Annotated in this window: 16 protein-coding genes; 3 read left to right on the top strand and 13 right to left on the bottom strand. The window is 55.8% G+C overall.

The genetic code is table 11. The features are described 5' to 3' along the window. Positions 1–279: 279 nt before the first annotated feature. The 4 genes from hemG to pepQ are packed head-to-tail and all read right to left on the bottom strand — an operon-like array spanning position 280 to position 4,273. Positions 280–825 (bottom strand): menaquinone-dependent protoporphyrinogen IX dehydrogenase, encoded by a 546-nt coding sequence (hemG, locus tag IM314_RS19080; RefSeq protein ID WP_047362642.1) that lies wholly within the window; start codon positions 823–825, stop codon positions 280–282. Positions 826–835: 10 nt separating this feature from the next. Then, entirely contained in the window at positions 836–2,287 is a 1,452-nt protein-coding gene (gene trkH, locus IM314_RS19075) for a Trk system potassium transporter TrkH (protein ID WP_013099227.1), read from the bottom strand. A 40-nt stretch (positions 2,288–2,327) separates the two neighbouring features. Then, positions 2,328–2,942 (bottom strand): IMPACT family protein, encoded by a 615-nt coding sequence (locus IM314_RS19070; protein WP_041911843.1) that lies wholly within the window; start codon positions 2,940–2,942, stop codon positions 2,328–2,330. Then, positions 2,942–4,273, bottom strand: coding sequence for a Xaa-Pro dipeptidase (pepQ, locus tag IM314_RS19065; RefSeq protein ID WP_028014769.1), 1,332 nt, complete (start codon positions 4,271–4,273; stop codon positions 2,942–2,944). Before pepQ ends, IM314_RS19070 begins: the two co-directional genes overlap by 1 nt. A gap of 190 nt (positions 4,274–4,463) precedes the next feature. Here pepQ and fadB point away from each other — a divergent pair, with 190 nt between their 5' ends. Together fadB and fadA are read left to right on the top strand one after the other, a co-directional pair. Further along, positions 4,464–6,653, top strand: coding sequence for a fatty acid oxidation complex subunit alpha FadB (fadB, locus tag IM314_RS19060; protein WP_041911842.1), 2,190 nt, complete (start codon positions 4,464–4,466; stop codon positions 6,651–6,653). 9 nt (positions 6,654–6,662) lie between these two features. After that, on the top strand, positions 6,663–7,826 hold the full coding sequence (gene fadA / locus IM314_RS19055; RefSeq protein ID WP_041911841.1) for an acetyl-CoA C-acyltransferase FadA: 1,164 nt from the start codon (positions 6,663–6,665) through the stop codon (positions 7,824–7,826). Between the two features lie 182 nt (positions 7,827–8,008). On the opposite strand, the gene fre is transcribed toward fadA, so the two are convergent. Next, positions 8,009–8,710, bottom strand: a complete 702-nt coding sequence (gene fre, locus IM314_RS19050; protein ID WP_028014772.1) for an NAD(P)H-flavin reductase — start codon at positions 8,708–8,710, stop codon at positions 8,009–8,011. Positions 8,711–8,752: 42 nt separating this feature from the next. Further along, positions 8,753–10,246, bottom strand: a complete 1,494-nt coding sequence (ubiD, locus tag IM314_RS19045) for a 4-hydroxy-3-polyprenylbenzoate decarboxylase (RefSeq protein ID WP_028014773.1) — start codon at positions 10,244–10,246, stop codon at positions 8,753–8,755. Positions 10,247–10,416: 170 nt separating this feature from the next. Between ubiD and rfaH the strand changes: the two genes are divergently transcribed. Next, positions 10,417–10,908 (top strand): transcription/translation regulatory transformer protein RfaH, encoded by a 492-nt coding sequence (gene rfaH, locus IM314_RS19040; RefSeq protein WP_020882871.1) that lies wholly within the window; start codon positions 10,417–10,419, stop codon positions 10,906–10,908. On the opposite strand, the gene tatD is transcribed toward rfaH, so the two are convergent. From tatD to ubiE, 7 genes are all read right to left on the bottom strand, one after another. Continuing rightward, positions 10,905–11,687, bottom strand: coding sequence for a 3'-5' ssDNA/RNA exonuclease TatD (tatD, locus tag IM314_RS19035; RefSeq protein WP_193359256.1), 783 nt, complete (start codon positions 11,685–11,687; stop codon positions 10,905–10,907). The genes rfaH and tatD overlap by 4 nt on opposite strands. Positions 11,688–11,728: 41 nt before the next feature. Then, positions 11,729–12,499, bottom strand: coding sequence for a Sec-independent protein translocase subunit TatC (tatC, locus tag IM314_RS19030; protein ID WP_028014775.1), 771 nt, complete (start codon positions 12,497–12,499; stop codon positions 11,729–11,731). A 2-nt stretch (positions 12,500–12,501) separates the two neighbouring features. After that, positions 12,502–13,044 carry a Sec-independent protein translocase protein TatB gene (tatB, locus tag IM314_RS19025; RefSeq protein ID WP_028014776.1) on the bottom strand — a complete coding sequence of 181 codons (543 nt, stop codon included), beginning with the start codon at positions 13,042–13,044 and terminating at the stop codon, positions 12,502–12,504. A gap of 3 nt (positions 13,045–13,047) precedes the next feature. Beyond that, complete coding sequence (gene tatA, locus IM314_RS19020) at positions 13,048–13,302, bottom strand: Sec-independent protein translocase subunit TatA (protein ID WP_013099238.1); 255 nt, start codon at positions 13,300–13,302, stop codon at positions 13,048–13,050. A 76-nt stretch (positions 13,303–13,378) separates the two neighbouring features. Then, entirely contained in the window at positions 13,379–15,019 is a 1,641-nt protein-coding gene (gene ubiB, locus IM314_RS19015) for a ubiquinone biosynthesis regulatory protein kinase UbiB (protein ID WP_028014777.1), read from the bottom strand. After that, complete coding sequence (gene ubiJ, locus IM314_RS19010; protein WP_028014778.1) at positions 15,016–15,621, bottom strand: ubiquinone biosynthesis protein UbiJ; 606 nt, start codon at positions 15,619–15,621, stop codon at positions 15,016–15,018. Before ubiJ ends, ubiB begins: the two co-directional genes overlap by 4 nt. Positions 15,622–15,634: 13 nt before the next feature. After that, entirely contained in the window at positions 15,635–16,390 is a 756-nt protein-coding gene (gene ubiE, locus IM314_RS19005) for a bifunctional demethylmenaquinone methyltransferase/2-methoxy-6-polyprenyl-1,4-benzoquinol methylase UbiE (protein WP_028014779.1), read from the bottom strand. Positions 16,391–16,448: the final 58 nt, after the last annotated feature.

Raw genomic sequence — 16,448 nt, 5'->3', positions numbered from 1 at the left:
GTCCGAAGACATTAAGAATCCATGTCACTTTGAGTGCCCACACAGATTGTCTGATAAATTGTTAAAGAGCAGTGCCGCTTCGTTTTCGCTGCGGCGCGGGGTGTGCATATTACGCCTTCCCGCTTCAGAGTCAAGCCTTTATTTTGCTTTTCTCTGCTGACCCGGCGGCGTGTGTGCCGTTGTTCCGTGTCAGTGGAGGCGCATTATAGGGAGTTATTCTGAAGTGACAAGCACAAAATACAAAAAACTTTTCGTTCGCTCACTTTTCAAACTTAACGCTTATTTAAGTCGCGAATCGCCCGCTAAATGGGCAATTTCCCGCGCAAAACTGGCCACCTGCGACCAGTCGGTATAAACCACTTCTTTATGCGTATCGGTTTCGCCACCCGTCATCTTCATTATCAGGCGGATCATGAAGCGGTCATACCAGCGGTAGCGAGGATAGCGCAGCGCACCGGCAAAGACGGCGCACAGGTCTGGCTGCCACGGCGAGCCGAGCAAAAACTTGCGCGTGTAGCTGTTGGTCTGCGGCGTACGCTTCTCAGCTTTACGGGCAACCAGATTGACCGAGTAAAACGCGCCCGGCAATGTGTTGAGTACCGCCGTATGCTTTTTCACAAAGCGATCCAGCGCCGGATGGAAGTGTCCGTAACGAATGGAGGCGCCAATCACCACGCGATCGTACTCCTGCCAGGCAATCTCCTCCGCGCGATTCAGGTTCACCACATCTGAGTAAATGCCCAGCTCTTTTAATTCCGACGCCAGATACGCGGCAATCTCACGCGTTTGCCCGTCTCGCGTAGAGAAAAGAATCAGTGTTTTCATCAACGGCTCCTTATTCGCGCCAGAATGTTGGGGTAAACAGCACCAGCAGCGTAAAGACCTCAAGACGACCAAACAGCATATTGGCAATAAGGATCCATTTCGCAACCGGGTTCATGCTGGCAAAGTTATCCGCCACAACCCCCAGGCCAGGCCCGAGGTTGTTTAGTGTTGCGACGACGGACGCAAAAGCGGAGAAATCATCCACTCCCGTCGCGATGATAGCCAGCATGCTGACGATAAAGACCAGCGCATACGCCGAGAAGAACCCCCACACCGCTTCGAGGATACGTTCCGGCAGCGCGCGGTTCCCCAGCTTAATGCTGTAGACCGCATTCGGGTGGACCAGGCGCTTCAGCTCACGGTTCCCCTGCTTGAATAGCAGCAGAATACGAATCACCTTCAGACCACCGCCCGTCGACCCGGCGCATCCGCCGATAAACGCGGAGCACAGCAGAAGTACCGGCAGGAACAGCGGCCAGCGCGCGATGCTGTCCGTGGTAAAACCGGCGGTCGTCGCCATCGACACCACCTGGAAAAACGCCTGATTGAGCGTGGTCAGCGCCGAGTTGTAAACATCATGGAACCACAGCACCAGGGTGCAGATGACGACCAGGGTAAGCTGGACGCCAATGAACATGCGGAACTCAGGATCGCGCCAGTACACCTTCAGACTACGTCCGCTCAGTAAAGAGAAGTGCAGGCCGTAGTTACAGCCGGAGATCAGCAGGAAAATCGCAATGATGGTGTTAATCGTTGGGCTGTCGAAGTACCCCACGCTGGCGTCGTGGGTGGAGAACCCGCCAATGGCAATCGTCGCGAAGCTGTGCCCGATAGCATCGAAGGCAGGCATCCCGGCAAACCATAGCGCCAGCGCGCAGGCTACCGTCAGCAGAACATAAATCAGCCACAGGGTTTTCGCCGTCTCGGCAATACGTGGGCGCATCTTGTTGTCTTTCAGCGGCCCCGGCATTTCAGCCCTGTACAGCTGCATCCCCCCGACGCCCAGAATCGGCAGGATGGCCACCGCCAGGACGATGATCCCCATCCCCCCGAACCACTGCAGCATCTGGCGATAAAAGAGAATAGCGTGGGGTAACGAATCCAGCCCCACCAGCGTCGTCGCACCAGTGGTCGTTAAACCAGAAAACGATTCAAAAAAGGCATCCGTGATGCTGAGGTTAGGCTGCTCAGAGAAGATAAAGGGCAGCGAACCGACGCTTCCCAGCACCGTCCAGAACAGGACCACAATCAGAAAGCCTTCGCGAGATTTCAGTTCACCTTTCTGACGACGGTTCGGCCACCACAGCAGCGAGCCGATCGCCAGCGCGACAAAGAAGGTCTGGGTAAAAGCCCGCCCCGCGCCGTCCCGGTAGATAAGCGCCACCAGTCCAGGGAGAATCATCGTCCCCGAAAAGAGTATGACCAGCAGTCCAACGATTCGGGTTATGGCACGAAAATGCATCTCTGCCGCTTCCTTTGGTATTCAAAAAGTGAGGTGGGGATTATTCTTCAATCGGCAGCAATTGCAACGAACCGCGACTGAAATCAGCCAGTTTTGCTGAAAAAGCAGCCAGTTCTGCCTGAGGAAGCGCCACGCGTAATTGCACCATTGCCTGGTAATCACTGTGCGCAATCACGCCGTTAAATTGTTTGAGCAGTGTTTCAATGCCCGATAGCTGAGCGTAATCGCACAATAAAGTATATTCGGTGAGCGGCGTTTTGCGGGTGGTCGTCAGGATATTCAGTGCCTGCTGCACCCCACCGCCATACGCTTTAACCAGCCCGCCCGTGCCCAACAGGATGCCGCCGTAGTAGCGCACCACCACGGCGGTAATTTCACCCACGCCGCTGCCCATCAGCTGGGAGAGCATGGGTTTACCGGCTGTGCCCGCCGGTTCACCGTCGTCGGAAAAACCGAGCTGTTGCGAATCGTCCGGCGGCCCTGCCACCCACGCCACGCAGTGGTGACGTGCGTCAGGGTGCTCCGCGCGAACGGACTCGACAAACGCTTTCGCCGCCTCTACGCCGTCGGTGTGCGCCAGCAGCGTAATAAAGCGGCTTTTCTTGATTTCCTCAACAAAAGTGACCGGTTCAGCCGGTATCAGCCAGCTTTCCATCAGGCCAGCTTCAGGTCTCGCGTCATATTCTCGATACCGTTCTCGTGAACCACCACGTTATCTTCGATACGAATGCCGCCAAACGGTTTCAGCGCGTCGATTTTTTCCCAGTTGAAGTGCTTGCTGAACTGCCCTTCACGCCACGGCGCCAGCAGGGATTCAATAAAGTAGATCCCCGGCTCGATGGTCAATACCATGCGCGGCTCAAGAATACGGGTGCAGCGCAGGTAAGGATATTTAGACGGTGCCGCCAGGTGCGTACCGGTATCATCCTGCATGAAGCCCGCAACGTCGTGAACCTGCAGGCCCAGCGGGTGGCCGATACCGTGCGGCATGAATGGTCCGGTCAGGTCGTTTTCGACCATCGCCTCTTCGCTCATGTCTTTCACAATCTGATGCTTACGCAGCAGTTTAGCAATGCGCTGATGGAACTGGATGTGGTAATCCACGTAGCTGGTTCCGGCCTTCATGGTGCCAATCAACGCCAGCTGTTCGTCGTTTACGTCCTTAATAAGCTGCGCAAAATCGGTATCCGCATTCGCCGCCCAGGTGCGAGTCAGATCGGCCGCATAGCCGTTGTACTCTGCGCCTGCGTCCAGCAGGAAGCTGCGCATCTCAGACGGAACCTGATGATCCAGTTTGGTGTAGTGGAGAACAGACGCATGCTCATTCAGCGCGACGATGTTGCTGTACGGTACGTCGGTGTCACGATGACCGGTTGCGGTCAGGTAGGCCAGGTTGATATCGAACTCGCTCATGCCTGACTGGAACGCTTCGTGCGCGGCGCGGTGACCATTCACCGCCGTTTTTTGCGCTTCACGCATGCAGTAGAGTTCATAGTCGGTTTTATACGCGCGGTAATAGTGCAGGTAATCCAGCACGCCTTTCGGATTGAGTTTGTCTGCCGGAATATCCAGACCGAGCGCACGTTCAGGTACAGGGCCAATGTAGCCGATGTTGCCGCGCGCCGCTGGCAGCTGGCTGCCAATGCCGTCCGCTTTTGGCAGGGCGATCACCTCAATTTCTTCGGTCCAGAAAGAGGTCGGCAGCGGTTCGACGTTGTGCCAGTAATCAACCGGCAGGTAGAACCACAGTTTCGGCTTGTTCACGCCGTCCACCAGCAGCCAGCAATTCGGAACCTGTGTCACCGGCACCCAGGCTTTAAACTGCGGGTTAACCTTAAACGGATAGGCGTGGTCATCAAGAAAAGTATTCATCAGCTCGCCGGAGTGGATCAGAAGAGCATCCAGCTTGAAGCGGGCCAGTACATCGCGGGTACGTTCCTGTAGGGTAACGATATGATTTTTATAAAGCGAAGCCAGTGAGTCCATCATTCTTCCTTTCGTTTTTTTGACCTCAAGTCATCGCATCTTAGCACACCTCACTCCGGCTGCGTGATTTCCACCGACCGTGATCAACGCAGCAATTTCTTAATGAGTAATTTGCATTTTATTAACATAAATTCCACACTCCGTCTCATCTGGTATGACCAGATCCACTTGCTGGATTCAGGAGACTGACATGCTTTACAAAGGCGACACCCTGTACCTCAACTGGCTGGAAGATGGCATTGCCGAACTGGTGTTCGATGCCCCCGGCTCAGTGAATAAGCTTGATACCGCGACGGTGGCCAGTCTTGGCCAGGCGCTGGAAGTACTTGAAAAGCAATCTGAATTAAAAGGGCTGCTGCTGCGTTCGAACAAAGCGGCCTTTATCGTCGGTGCCGATATCACCGAATTCCTTTCGCTGTTCCAGGTTCCGGAAGAACAGCTGAGCCAGTGGCTGCACTTTGCCAACAGCGTCTTTAATCGTCTGGAAGATCTGCCTGTTCCAACGATCTCTGCCGTGAACGGCTACGCGCTGGGCGGCGGCTGCGAGTGCGTGCTGGCGACCGACTACCGTCTGGCGACGCCGGACCTGCGTATCGGCCTGCCGGAAACCAAGCTGGGCATCATGCCGGGCTTTGGCGGTTCCGTGCGTATGCCCCGCATGCTGGGCGCCGACAGCGCCCTGGAAATCATTGCCGCTGGTAAAGACGTGGGTGCAGAACAGGCGCAGAAAATCGGTCTGGTCGACGGCGTCGTGAAACCAGAGAAGCTGGTTGAAGGTGCACTCGCCATTCTGCGTCAGGCGATTAACGGCGACCTCGACTGGAAGGCCAAACGTCAGCCGAAGCTGGAGCCGTTAAAGCTCAGCAAGATTGAAGCCACCATGAGCTTCACCATCGCCAAAGGCATGGTGATGCAGACGGCGGGTAAACACTACCCGGCGCCAATCACGGCGGTGAAAACCATTGAAGCGGCAGCCCGCTTTGGCCGCGACGAAGCCCTGAAGCTGGAAAACCAGAGCTTTGTTCCGCTGGCGCACACCAATGAAGCCCGCGCGCTGGTTGGCATCTTCCTCAACGATCAGTTCGTGAAGGGCAAAGCCAAACAGCTGACCAAAAACGTTGAGACGCCAAAACACGCGGCGGTACTCGGCGCCGGTATTATGGGCGGCGGCATCGCTTACCAGTCGGCCTGGAAAGGCGTGCCGGTAGTGATGAAAGACATCAACGAGAAATCTCTGACGCTGGGCATGACCGAAGCCGCCAAGCTGCTGAATAAACAGCTTGAGCGCGGAAAAATTGACGGGCTGAAGCTCGCAGGCGTGATCTCAACCATCCAGCCTGTGCTGGAATACAGCGGTTTCGACCGTGTGGACGTGGTGGTTGAAGCGGTCGTTGAGAACCCGAAAGTCAAAAAAGCGGTGCTGGCGGAAACGGAAGACAAGGTTCGCCCGGACGCCGTCCTGGCCTCAAACACCTCCACCATCCCCATCAGCGAACTGGCGAGCGTGCTGAAGCGTCCGGAAAACTTCTGCGGAATGCACTTCTTCAACCCGGTACACCGTATGCCACTGGTCGAAGTGATCCGTGGAGAAAAAACCTCTTACGAAACCATCGCTAAAGTCGTGGCGTGGGCAAGCAAGATGGGTAAAACGCCGATCGTCGTTAATGACTGCCCAGGCTTCTTCGTCAACCGCGTGCTGTTCCCGTACTTCGCCGGCTTCAGCCAGCTGCTGCGCGACGGCGCGGACTTCCGCAAAATCGACAAAGTAATGGAAAAACAGTTCGGCTGGCCGATGGGCCCGGCGTATCTGCTGGACGTCGTCGGCATTGATACCGCCCACCACGCGCAGGCCGTCATGGCGGCGGGCTTCCCGCAGCGCATGCAGAAAGATTATCGCGATGCCATTGACGCCCTCTTTGACGCCAACCGCTTCGGACAGAAAAACGGCCTGGGCTTCTGGCGTTATAAAGAAGACAGCAAAGGCAAACCGAAGAAAGAAGAAGATGCGGCGGTGGATGGCCTGCTGGCCGACGTATGCCAGCCGAAACGCGACTTCACCGACGACGAAATTATTGCCCGCATGATGATTCCGATGATCAACGAAGTGGTCCGTTGCCTGGAAGAAGGCATTATCGCCAGCCCGGCAGAAGCGGATATGGCGTTGGTATACGGCCTGGGCTTCCCTCCGTTCCACGGCGGCGCGTTCCGCTGGCTGGATACGCTCGGCAGCGCCCGCTATCTCGATATGGCGCAGCAGTATCAGCACCTCGGTCCGCTTTATGAAGTGCCGGAAGGGCTGCGTAACAAAGCGCGCCATAACGAACCCTACTATCCAGCAGTTGAGCCAGCCCGTCCGGTTGGCGCGCTGAAAACGGCTTAAGGAGTCACAATGGAAAAGGTTGTCATTGTTGATGCGATTCGCACCCCGATGGGCCGTTCAAAAGGCGGTGCGTTCCGTAACGTGCGAGCGGAAGATCTCTCCGCGCACCTGATGCGTAGCCTGCTGGCGCGTAACCCGGCGCTGGACCCAGCAGCGCTCGACGATATCTACTGGGGCTGCGTGCAGCAAACGCTGGAGCAGGGCTTCAACATCGCCCGCAACGCGTCGCTGCTGGCGGAGATCCCGCATTCGGTTCCGGCGGTCACCGTCAACCGCCTGTGCGGTTCGTCGATGCAGGCCCTGCACGACGCGGCGCGCATGATCATGACCGGCGATGCGCAGGCCTGTCTGGTCGGCGGCGTTGAACACATGGGCCATGTGCCGATGAGCCACGGGGTCGATTTCCATCCGGGCATGAGCCGCAACGTGGCGAAAGCCGCAGGCATGATGGGCCTTACCGCCGAGATGCTCTCCCGCCTGCACGGCATCAGTCGTGAAATGCAGGATGCTTTTGCCGCGCGCTCTCACGCCCGCGCCTGGGCCGCCACGCAGTCCGGTGCCTTCAAGAATGAGATCATCCCGACCGGGGGCCACGATGCAGACGGCGTACTGAAGCAGTTTAGCTACGACGAAGTCATTCGTCCGGAAACGACGGTCGAAGCGCTTTCTACCCTGCGTCCGGCATTTGATCCGGTCACCGGTACGGTAACGGCAGGGACGTCGTCGGCGCTATCCGACGGTGCCGCCGCGATGCTGGTGATGAGCGAAAGCCGTGCCCGTGAATTGGGCCAGACGCCACGCGCTCGCGTGCGTTCGATGGCGGTGGTGGGCTGCGATCCTTCAATCATGGGTTACGGCCCGGTTCCGGCCTCGAAGCTGGCGCTGAAAAAAGCGGGCTTAACTGCCAGCGATATCGATCTGTTCGAGATGAACGAAGCGTTTGCCGCACAGATCCTGCCGTGCATTAAAGATCTGGGGCTGATGGAGCAGATCGACGAGAAGATTAACCTCAACGGCGGCGCGATCGCCCTCGGTCACCCGCTGGGCTGTTCCGGGGCGCGTATCAGCACGACGCTGATTAACCTGATGGAACGCAAAGATGCCCAGTTTGGTCTGGCAACGATGTGTATCGGCCTGGGTCAGGGTATCGCGACGGTGTTTGAGAGAGTGTAAGTAAGGAAAAGTATCTCAAAGCCAATGACGTCAGAACAAGGCGGCAAGCGAGCGAATCCCGATGAGCTTACATTAGTAAGTGATTCGGGTGAACGAGCGCAGCCAACGCAGTTATGGCGTCATTGGCGAAGAGAGACAGTTTAGTTGCCGTTCTTCCCGCCTGTCAGGGGCGGGTTTTTTATTTAAATGAAGGCAAACGCATCGCCAAACAGGCGATCTTCACGCGCATCGCGTTCGTTACAGAACAGGTCGCGGGCAATTTTCGCCATCTCAAAACGGCCTGCAATGTAGATATCATGTCCCGCCAGCGTGCCGTGATCCTGCAGTACCGCCGTCAGCACCGTCCCGCTACGTCCACGCCAGCCCTCTTCCGGCTGCTCGACCACTGGCTCAATGCGCAGGTTAGGATGGTTAACGCTCAGCGCTTCCAGTTCAGACAGGTCGTACAGGTGCTTCTCTTCGCGGCCGCCCCAGTAGATGGTGATGTCACGGTCTGGATTACGCGCCAGCGCGGTCAACAGAATAGAGCGCACATAGGAGAAGCCCGTACCGCCCGCGATCAGAATCAGCGGACGGTCTTCGTCATCACGCAACCACGCGTCGCCGTGAGGAATGTCGACCACAATCTCACGCTCTTTCAGGATGCGGTCCATCACGGCCATCGCGTACAGGTTAAGCTCAGACGCACCAATATGCAGCTCAATAAATTCCTGCTCTGCTGGCGTAGAGGCCATAGAGAAAGGACGCTTATCACGCTCATCCATTACCACCATCAGGTACTGGCCGGCACGGAATGAGAATGCCGCTTCAGGAACCAAACGGACGCGGTATACGGTGTCGGTAATAGCATCTACCGACGTCACTTTACAGCTTAAGGTTGTCATTCGCTCTCTCTGTCGGGAAGTCTATAGGGCTTAACGGTCAGCTCAGGGTTTACCGTTATTCATTATGGCCAGTTCGTCCCAGATCGCGTCAATTCGCGCGGTCACAGCAGGATCTTTTTTGATCGGGCGACCCCATTCACGGTCGGTTTCGCCAGGCCATTTATTTGTGGCATCCAGTCCCATCTTTGAGCCAAGACCGGAAACCGGCGAGGCAAAATCCAGATAATCTATCGGCGTATTTTCGACTAACACCGTATCACGCGCAGGATCCATTCGCGTGGTTATCGCCCAGATAACGTCGTTCCAGTCACGGGCGTTAACGTCATCATCGCAGACAATAACAAATTTGGTATACATAAACTGGCGCAGGAAAGACCATACGCCCATCATCACGCGTTTAGCATGTCCGGGATACTGCTTCTTCATCGTGACCACCGCCATGCGATACGAGCATCCTTCAGGCGGCAGATAAAAATCAACGATTTCCGGGAACTGCTTTTGCAGGATCGGCACAAATACTTCGTTCAGCGCCACGCCGAGCACCGCCGGTTCATCCGGTGGGCGGCCAGTATAGGTGGAGTGATAAATCGCATCTTCACGCTGAGTAACATGCGTGACGGTAAACACCGGGAAGTTATCCACTTCGTTGTAATAGCCGGTGTGGTCGCCGTATGGGCCTTCTGGCGCCATTTCACCCTGCTCAATGTAACCTTCCAGCACAATTTCGGCGCTGGCCGGCACTTCGAGATCGTTGGAGATACACTTCACGACCTCGGTTTTAGTCCCGCGCAGCAGGCCAGCAAACGCATATTCAGAGAGCGTATCCGGTACGGGCGTGACCGCCCCCAGAATGGTGGCCGGATCGGCACCTAACGCGACAGACACCGGGAACCGTTCACCCGGATGTGCAGCACACCACTCCTGGAAATCCAGCGCGCCGCCGCGGTGCGACAGCCAGCGCATGATGAGCTTATTCTTGCCAATCAGCTGCTGGCGATAAATACCGAGGTTTTGCCGCTCTTTATGCGGTCCGCGCGTCACGGTGAGGCCCCAGGTGATCAGCGGCGCAGCATCTTCAGGCCAGCACTGCATGATAGGGATTTTGGTGAGATCCACCGCATCGCCTTCCAGCACTTTCTGCTGACACGGCGCGCCGCGCAGGCGTTTGGTGGGCATGTTCAACACCTGCTTAAACTGCGGCAGCTTATCGAACAGATCGCGGAAACCTTTCGGTGGCTCAGGCTCTTTCAGAAATGCCAGCAGTTTCCCCACTTCACGCAGCGCGGTAACGTCTTCCTGCCCCATTCCCAGCGCGACACGACGCGGGGTGCCAAACAGGTTGCACAGCACCGGCATTGAGTAACCTTTTGGATTTTCAAACAGTAATGCAGGGCCACCGGCACGCAGGGTGCGGTCAGCAATTTCTGTCATTTCCAGATAAGGATCAACAGGAAGTGTAATGCGTTTCAGTTCACCCTGCTTTTCCAGCAGCGTCAGGAAGTCGCGGAGATCGTGGTATTTCATGCAGTTAGTCATGGCCTCTCTGTAAGCGCTTCATTATACGGCGTAAGCCTGCTTGATGCTGTAATTTTGTTAAATTAGCGTGAACTTACCCGCTGTGTTCGAATTTCCCCCATTATAATCAACTTAGCGATCCCTCCAGGGTTTTGATATGCTTGCGCCCCGAACTAAGGGAAAGAGTGATTATGCAGGCCTGGTATTTACTGTATTGCAAACGCGGGCAACTTCAGCGCGCGCAGGAACATCTTGAACGTCAGTCTGTAAATTGTCTGACACCCGTGATCACGCTTGAAAAAATGCAGCGCGGGAAGCGCACAACCGTCAGTGAGCCTTTATTCCCGAACTATCTGTTCGTGGAGTTCGACCCTGAGGTGATCCACACCACTACCATCAGCGCAACGCGCGGCGTCAGCCACTTCGTTCGTTTTGGTGCCCACCCGGCAACCGTTCCGTCGACCGTCATTCATCAGCTGTCTGTTTATCAACAGCCTGAAGGGATCACCGACCCGGAAACCCCTTACGCGGGCGATAGCGTCGTCATTACCGAAGGCGCATTCGAAGGCCTGCAGGCGATTTTCGCCGAGCCGGACGGTGAAGCGCGCTCCATGCTGTTGCTCAATCTGCTGAACAAGCAGGTGCTGCAGAGCGTGAAAAACACCGACTTCCGCAAAGTTTAAACGTTTATCCCGAACAGGCGACGCACATTGTCATCCGTCTGCGCGGAAAGCCAGTGCGGATCCTCTCCGCGCCAGTGCGCTACGCGCTCAACTATGTGCCCCAGCAAGGCGGGCTCGTTTCGCCGCGATGCCGGTTTGGGCTTCATATCTCGCGGCAGCAGGTATGGCGCATCGGTTTCAAGAAGCAAACGGTCTGCCGGGATTATCGGCAGCAGCTCGCGAAGCTCAAGCCCGCGGCGCTCATCACACACCCAACCGGTGATCCCCAGATACAAACCGCGGTTCAGGCAATCCAGCGCTTCCTGGCGAGACCCGGTGAAGCAGTGGAGCACTGCGCCGGGCAGTTTATCCAGCCACGGGTCCAGCAGTGCGAGAAAACGTTCATGCGCATCGCGACAGTGCATAAAGACGGGCATTTCAAGCTCTGCCGCCAGCGCAAGCTGGGCAGTGAACGCCTTTTCCTGTTCTTCAGGCGTGGAGAAGTTGCGGTTAAAATCGAGCCCGCACTCGCCAATAGCCACCACCTCTGCCGTTTTTGCCAGCGTGCGCAGGGTTTCTGCGCTCTCAGCCGTACACTGGCTGCTGTCATGAGGGTGGACGCCGGCGGTTGACCAGCAGTGTTGATAGCGTTGCGCCAACAGCAGCGCCTGCTCGCTCTCATGCAGGTTGGTCCCGGTCAGGAGCAGCCCTTTTACGCCAGCCTCAAAAGCACGCGCAACCACCTCGTCACGATCTTTCGCAAACTGCGAGCTGGTCAGGTTGAGTCCGATATCAAACATGCGATTCCCCATAGAACAACCGCCCTGACGGGCGGCTGGTTTTACTCTTCAGTGGTCTTTTCGGACGCATCGTCTTCATCGTCCGACCGGCGTCCTTTTCCCACGTAGAAACGCGAGAAGAATACGCCAACCTCAAACAGGCAGTACATCGGTATTGCCAGCAGCGTTTGTGAGAAGACGTCCGGCGGCGTCAGCAGCATGCCGACTACGAAGGCGCCCACCAGAATATAGGGACGCTTCTTACGCAGGTCATCAGGGGTGGTTACCCCAACCCAGCAGAGCAGCACAATGGCCACCGGCACTTCAAACGCCACACCGAACGCCATAAACAGCGCCATCACAAAGCTGAGGTAGCTGGCGATATCCGTCGATACCTGAACCCCTTCCGGCGCGGTATGCGTCAGGAAGCCAAAGGCCAGCGGGAAGACAACGAAGTAGGCAAACGCCATGCCGATATAGAACAGCAGCGAACTGGAGACCAGCAGCGGGATCACCAGTTTACGTTCGTGCCTGTACAGTGCTGGCGCCACAAATGCCCATACCTGATAAAGGATGACGGGTGCAGACGCAATCAACGACACCCAGAAGGTGAGCTTAATCGGGGTGAAAAACGGTGATGCAACGTCTGTTGCAATCATCGTTGCCCCCAGCGGCATCTGCTTGATCAGCGGCGCAGAAACCACCTGATAAATATCGTTGGCGAAATAGACCAGGCACAGGAATATGAGGAATACCGCAATAATGCAGTTTAACAGGCGCTTACGCAGCTCAATAAGGTGCGTAATAAGCGGTTGAGTATCATCTACTGCCATAGTTACGCTTTATCACTCGACGAGGGGGATGATTCGGAAACGGGCGCGGCGGGTTTCGCTTCAGCCGCTTTTACCACCGGCTCTTCCGGCTGCGCCTGTTTTTTCAGTTCAGTTTCCTGCGGCGTTTGTTCAGGCGCTGCGGCCTGGTGCTCCGCACTCGCTGGCGTCACGCCCTCACGCTGCGCTTCGCTGTCCTTCACCACCGGGTTATGAATAGTGTTCGCTTCATCGCTCGCTTTTTCAGGATCGTTAACGCTGTAAGAGCGCTTCATGGATTCCGCCGCTTCGCGCAGCTCATCCATTGAGGCTTTCAGTTCCGGCGTCAGGTTATCCATGCTCGCCTTCTCAACCTTTTTCAGGCTTTCCTGAAACTCCTGCAGCTTAAGTTCCTGCGCCAGCTCGTTTTGAACGGTCGAAGCCAGCGATCTTAGCGCTCGAACCCAGCCCACGACGGTTTTCACCGCTACCGGCAGACGCTGCGGTCCCAGCACGATCAGACCAATCACAAAGACCAGCAGCAGCTCACTAAAACCAATGTCGAACACGACTTACACCTGCTCTTTATCGTGGCGTTTAGCGTCTTCCTTTTTGGCATCTTCTTGCTTATCGGAGATGGATTTAGCAGTAAAGTCAGCGTCCTGGCTGGTTTTATCCTGCTTGCTCTCATCATCGCTCATTGCTTTCTTGAAGCCTTTGATAGACGCGCCCAGATCGGAACCAATAGAACCGAGCTTTTTGGTGCCAAACAGCAGCACAACGATGACGGCAATAATGACTAATTGCCAGATACTGATACCACCCATACATATTCCTCAGGGATAGATGATTAATTGGTCAGGTCGCATTATACGTATGCGACCTGTCGATGGCGATGCAAACTCAGCGCGTTTTTCTCCATCCTGCAAGCCAGACAACAACCCCGCCAGCCATCAGCCAGGCGGGCATCATCTGCCAGTCAGGACGGTTGATCAGCAGCAACGTACCGCTCAGCAGCAGCGTTGCGCCAATGCCAAAGAGGTAGCGTGACTGTCCCTGGCGCACACGGCTGGACTGAAGCTCGCGGGCGATTTTATCCATGCTGTGCTGAAGATTCTTGCTCTGACGCAAACTGTCGTAAACCAGTTCAGGAATTTCAGGCATTTTTTCGATCCAGAACGGTCCTTTCTCTTTCAGCGAACGCACCAGCGCTGGAAGGCCAACCTGATCCTTAATCCAGGATTCCAGGAAAGGTTTAGCCGTCTTCCACAAGTCTAACTGAGGATAGAGTTGTCGACCTACACCCTCAACGTAAAGTAATGTTTTCTGAAGTAAAACTAACTGTGGCTGAACTTCCATATTAAAGCGGCGGGCCGTATTGAACAGGTTTAACAGCACGTGTCCAAAAGAGATCTCTGCCAGCGGTTTTTCAAAAATCGGTTCGCAAACGGTACGGATAGCAAACTCGAACTCTTCGACGTTGGTGTCTGGCGGAACCCAGCCGGAATCCACATGCAGCTCGGCCACCTTACGGTAGTCGCGGTTGAAGAAGGCGATGAAGTTCTCAGCCAGATAACGTTTATCTTCTTTATTCAGCGAGCCCACAATTCCGCAGTCGATACCGATGTATTTCGGATCCTCAGGATGCTCATAGCTCACGAAGATATTGCCCGGATGCATGTCCGCATGGAAAAAACTGTCGCGGAATACCTGAGTAAAGAAGACCTGCACGCCACGTTCGGCCAGCAGCTTCATGTTCGTTCCCTGCTTCTCCAGGGCCACCACATCCGAAACCGGAATACCGTAGATGCGCTCCATGACCATCATGTTCTGGCTGCAATAGTCAGAATAGACTTCAGGCACGTAGAGCATCGGGCTGTTTTCAAAATTGCGGCGCAGCTGAATGGCGTTTGCCGATTCACGCAGCAGATTAAGCTCATCAATCAGCGTTTTTTCATATTCCCGCACCACTTCCATCGGGCGCAGTCGACGGCCGTCCGGCAGCAGACGCGGAACCCAACGCGCCAGACGATAAATTAGCTTCATGTCGGCTTTGATAATCGGCAGGATATCCGGGCGGATCACCTTGATCACCACCTCTTTGCCGTTCTCTTTCAGACGCGCAGTGTGCACCTGAGCGATAGAAGCCGACGCCAGCGGTTCTATTTCGAAATCGTCAAACCAGGTTTCAACGGGAAGGTTACCCATCGCCTCCTCGATCTGTTTCTTCGCTCTCACCCCGTCAAACGGGGCGACACGGTCCTGCAGCATCGCCAGTTCATCGGCAATGTGCGGCGGGAAGAGATCGCGGCGAGTTGAGAGCATTTGTCCGAACTTAATCCATACCGGGCCGAGCTCCTGCAGCGCCAGACGCAGGCGTTCACCCAGCGGCTGGCCTTTATGGCGATTTGGCATCCAGAACAGCGTCCGCCGCCAGATCCTGAGCGGCAGCGTGATACGCATTTTGGGGATGAGCTCGTCGAGCCCGTAACTCAAAAAGGTGTGGATGATAAAATAGAGGCGCCGAATTTCACCAGGCGTCATTTGCCCTCCAGTTTTTCCAGCCGTTTGCTTAGGGCATCAACCGCACGTTCAACCGCGGCCGTCTCTTCTGCGAACCACGCAACTTCCAGCGGCCCGGGCGCCATGCGCCACTCCTCGGTCAGTACTTCTGCGGCATAACGCTGTTGGCGTTGCAGATTTTTGCGCAGGAACGCAGTGCCGCCATGAATAACTTTCCCGATCCCTTCAGCGGCGATGTCGCCAATAAAAGGCGCCAGCAGCTCTGCCGGGTCAAACTCAGCCAGATCGCTGAGCGCAACGAAGTTCTGCACGACCTGGATGTCGCCTTCCACTTCCAGCTCACCGCTGCGGATAAGCGCCGTTAATTGCTGGCGATCGCGCAGTTTTGGCAGCACGCTCATATGGGTAATGACCGAGCAATCAGCTTCACCTTCCCACTCACCCAGAACGTCAAGCTGACGTTCGCTGAAAACCAGCACGAGCGGCGTCGAGAACTCTTTTAACACAATGCGCAGTACCTTCCCGTTTAGCCGCTGACGTGCGGCTTTCAGCGCCGGAGCGCGATACAGGAAGGCATTCAGCACATTCTCGATGCCTGCGGTGACTAAGGGTTTAAAGGGCACGGGACACCTCCACTCAGAATTTGTAACCGCGATGCAGCGCGACGACACCCGCCGTCATGTTGAAGTACTCAACGTTCTCAAATTCCGCATCCTGCATCATGGCTTTTAAGGTGTCCTGATCCGGATGCATGCGAATTGATTCCGCCAGATAGCGATAGCTTTCCGCGTCGTTTGCCACCAGTTCGCCAATACGCGGCAGCACGTGGAAGGAATAGGCGTCGTAGGCTTTGCTCAGCGGGTCGATAATCGGTTTAGAGAACTCGAGCACCAGCAGGCGTCCACCCGGCTTCAACACGCGGTACATGGAACGCAGCGCTTTTTCTTTATCAGTGACGTTACGCAGACCGAAGGAAATCGTGATGCAGTCAAAAGTATTGTCCGGGAACGGCAGCGCTTCGGCGTTGGCCTGCACGTATTCCACGTTACCCACCACGCCGATGTTACGCAGCTTTTCGCGTCCCATTTTAAGCATGGAGTCATTAATATCAGCCAGTACAACGCGACCGGTTTCGCCCACCAGACGGGAGAATTTCGCCGTCAGATCGCCCGTACCGCCAGCCAGATCGAGAACCGTTTGTCCACGACGCACACCGCTGCAGTCGATGGTGAAGCGCTTCCACAAGCGATGAATGCCGAACGACATCAAGTCATTCATCACATCGTACTTCGCCGCCACGGAATGAAATACGTGGGCCACCATGTCAGCTTTCTGCGCTTTGGCTACAGTCTGAAAGCCAAAGTGCGTCGTGTCTTGTGAATCGTCAACCATTTCAGAGCCTGCTAATCAGTCAAATGTTCGTGAAGTGTAACAGATTGGGCGCAATTGC

The organism is Enterobacter cloacae complex sp. P42RS, from assembly GCF_014930595.1.
Classification (GTDB): Bacteria; Pseudomonadota; Gammaproteobacteria; order Enterobacterales; family Enterobacteriaceae; genus Enterobacter; species Enterobacter bugandensis.
This window is presented reverse-complemented; position numbering and strand designations above follow the sequence as displayed.

What these genes read in the sequence shown, in the direction of transcription:
- hemG (WP_047362642.1), bottom strand. Translation starts at nt 825, where the DNA reads ATGAAAACACTGATTCTTTTCTCTACGCGAGACGGGCAAACGCGTGAG.
- trkH (WP_013099227.1), bottom strand. Translation starts at nt 2,287, where the DNA reads ATGCATTTTCGTGCCATAACCCGAATCGTTGGACTGCTGGTCATACTC.
- IM314_RS19070 (WP_041911843.1), bottom strand. Translation starts at nt 2,942, where the DNA reads ATGGAAAGCTGGCTGATACCGGCTGAACCGGTCACTTTTGTTGAGGAA.
- pepQ (WP_028014769.1), bottom strand. Translation starts at nt 4,273, where the DNA reads ATGGACTCACTGGCTTCGCTTTATAAAAATCATATCGTTACCCTACAG.
- fadB (WP_041911842.1), top strand. Translation starts at nt 4,464, where the DNA reads ATGCTTTACAAAGGCGACACCCTGTACCTCAACTGGCTGGAAGATGGC.
- fadA (WP_041911841.1), top strand. Translation starts at nt 6,663, where the DNA reads ATGGAAAAGGTTGTCATTGTTGATGCGATTCGCACCCCGATGGGCCGT.
- fre (WP_028014772.1), bottom strand. Translation starts at nt 8,710, where the DNA reads ATGACAACCTTAAGCTGTAAAGTGACGTCGGTAGATGCTATTACCGAC.
- ubiD (WP_028014773.1), bottom strand. Translation starts at nt 10,246, where the DNA reads ATGACTAACTGCATGAAATACCACGATCTCCGCGACTTCCTGACGCTG.
- rfaH (WP_020882871.1), top strand. Translation starts at nt 10,417, where the DNA reads ATGCAGGCCTGGTATTTACTGTATTGCAAACGCGGGCAACTTCAGCGC.
- tatD (WP_193359256.1), bottom strand. Translation starts at nt 11,687, where the DNA reads ATGTTTGATATCGGACTCAACCTGACCAGCTCGCAGTTTGCGAAAGAT.
- tatC (WP_028014775.1), bottom strand. Translation starts at nt 12,499, where the DNA reads ATGGCAGTAGATGATACTCAACCGCTTATTACGCACCTTATTGAGCTG.
- tatA (WP_013099238.1), bottom strand. Translation starts at nt 13,302, where the DNA reads ATGGGTGGTATCAGTATCTGGCAATTAGTCATTATTGCCGTCATCGTT.
- ubiB (WP_028014777.1), bottom strand. Translation starts at nt 15,019, where the DNA reads ATGACGCCTGGTGAAATTCGGCGCCTCTATTTTATCATCCACACCTTT.
- ubiE (WP_028014779.1), bottom strand. Translation starts at nt 16,390, where the DNA reads ATGGTTGACGATTCACAAGACACGACGCACTTTGGCTTTCAGACTGTA.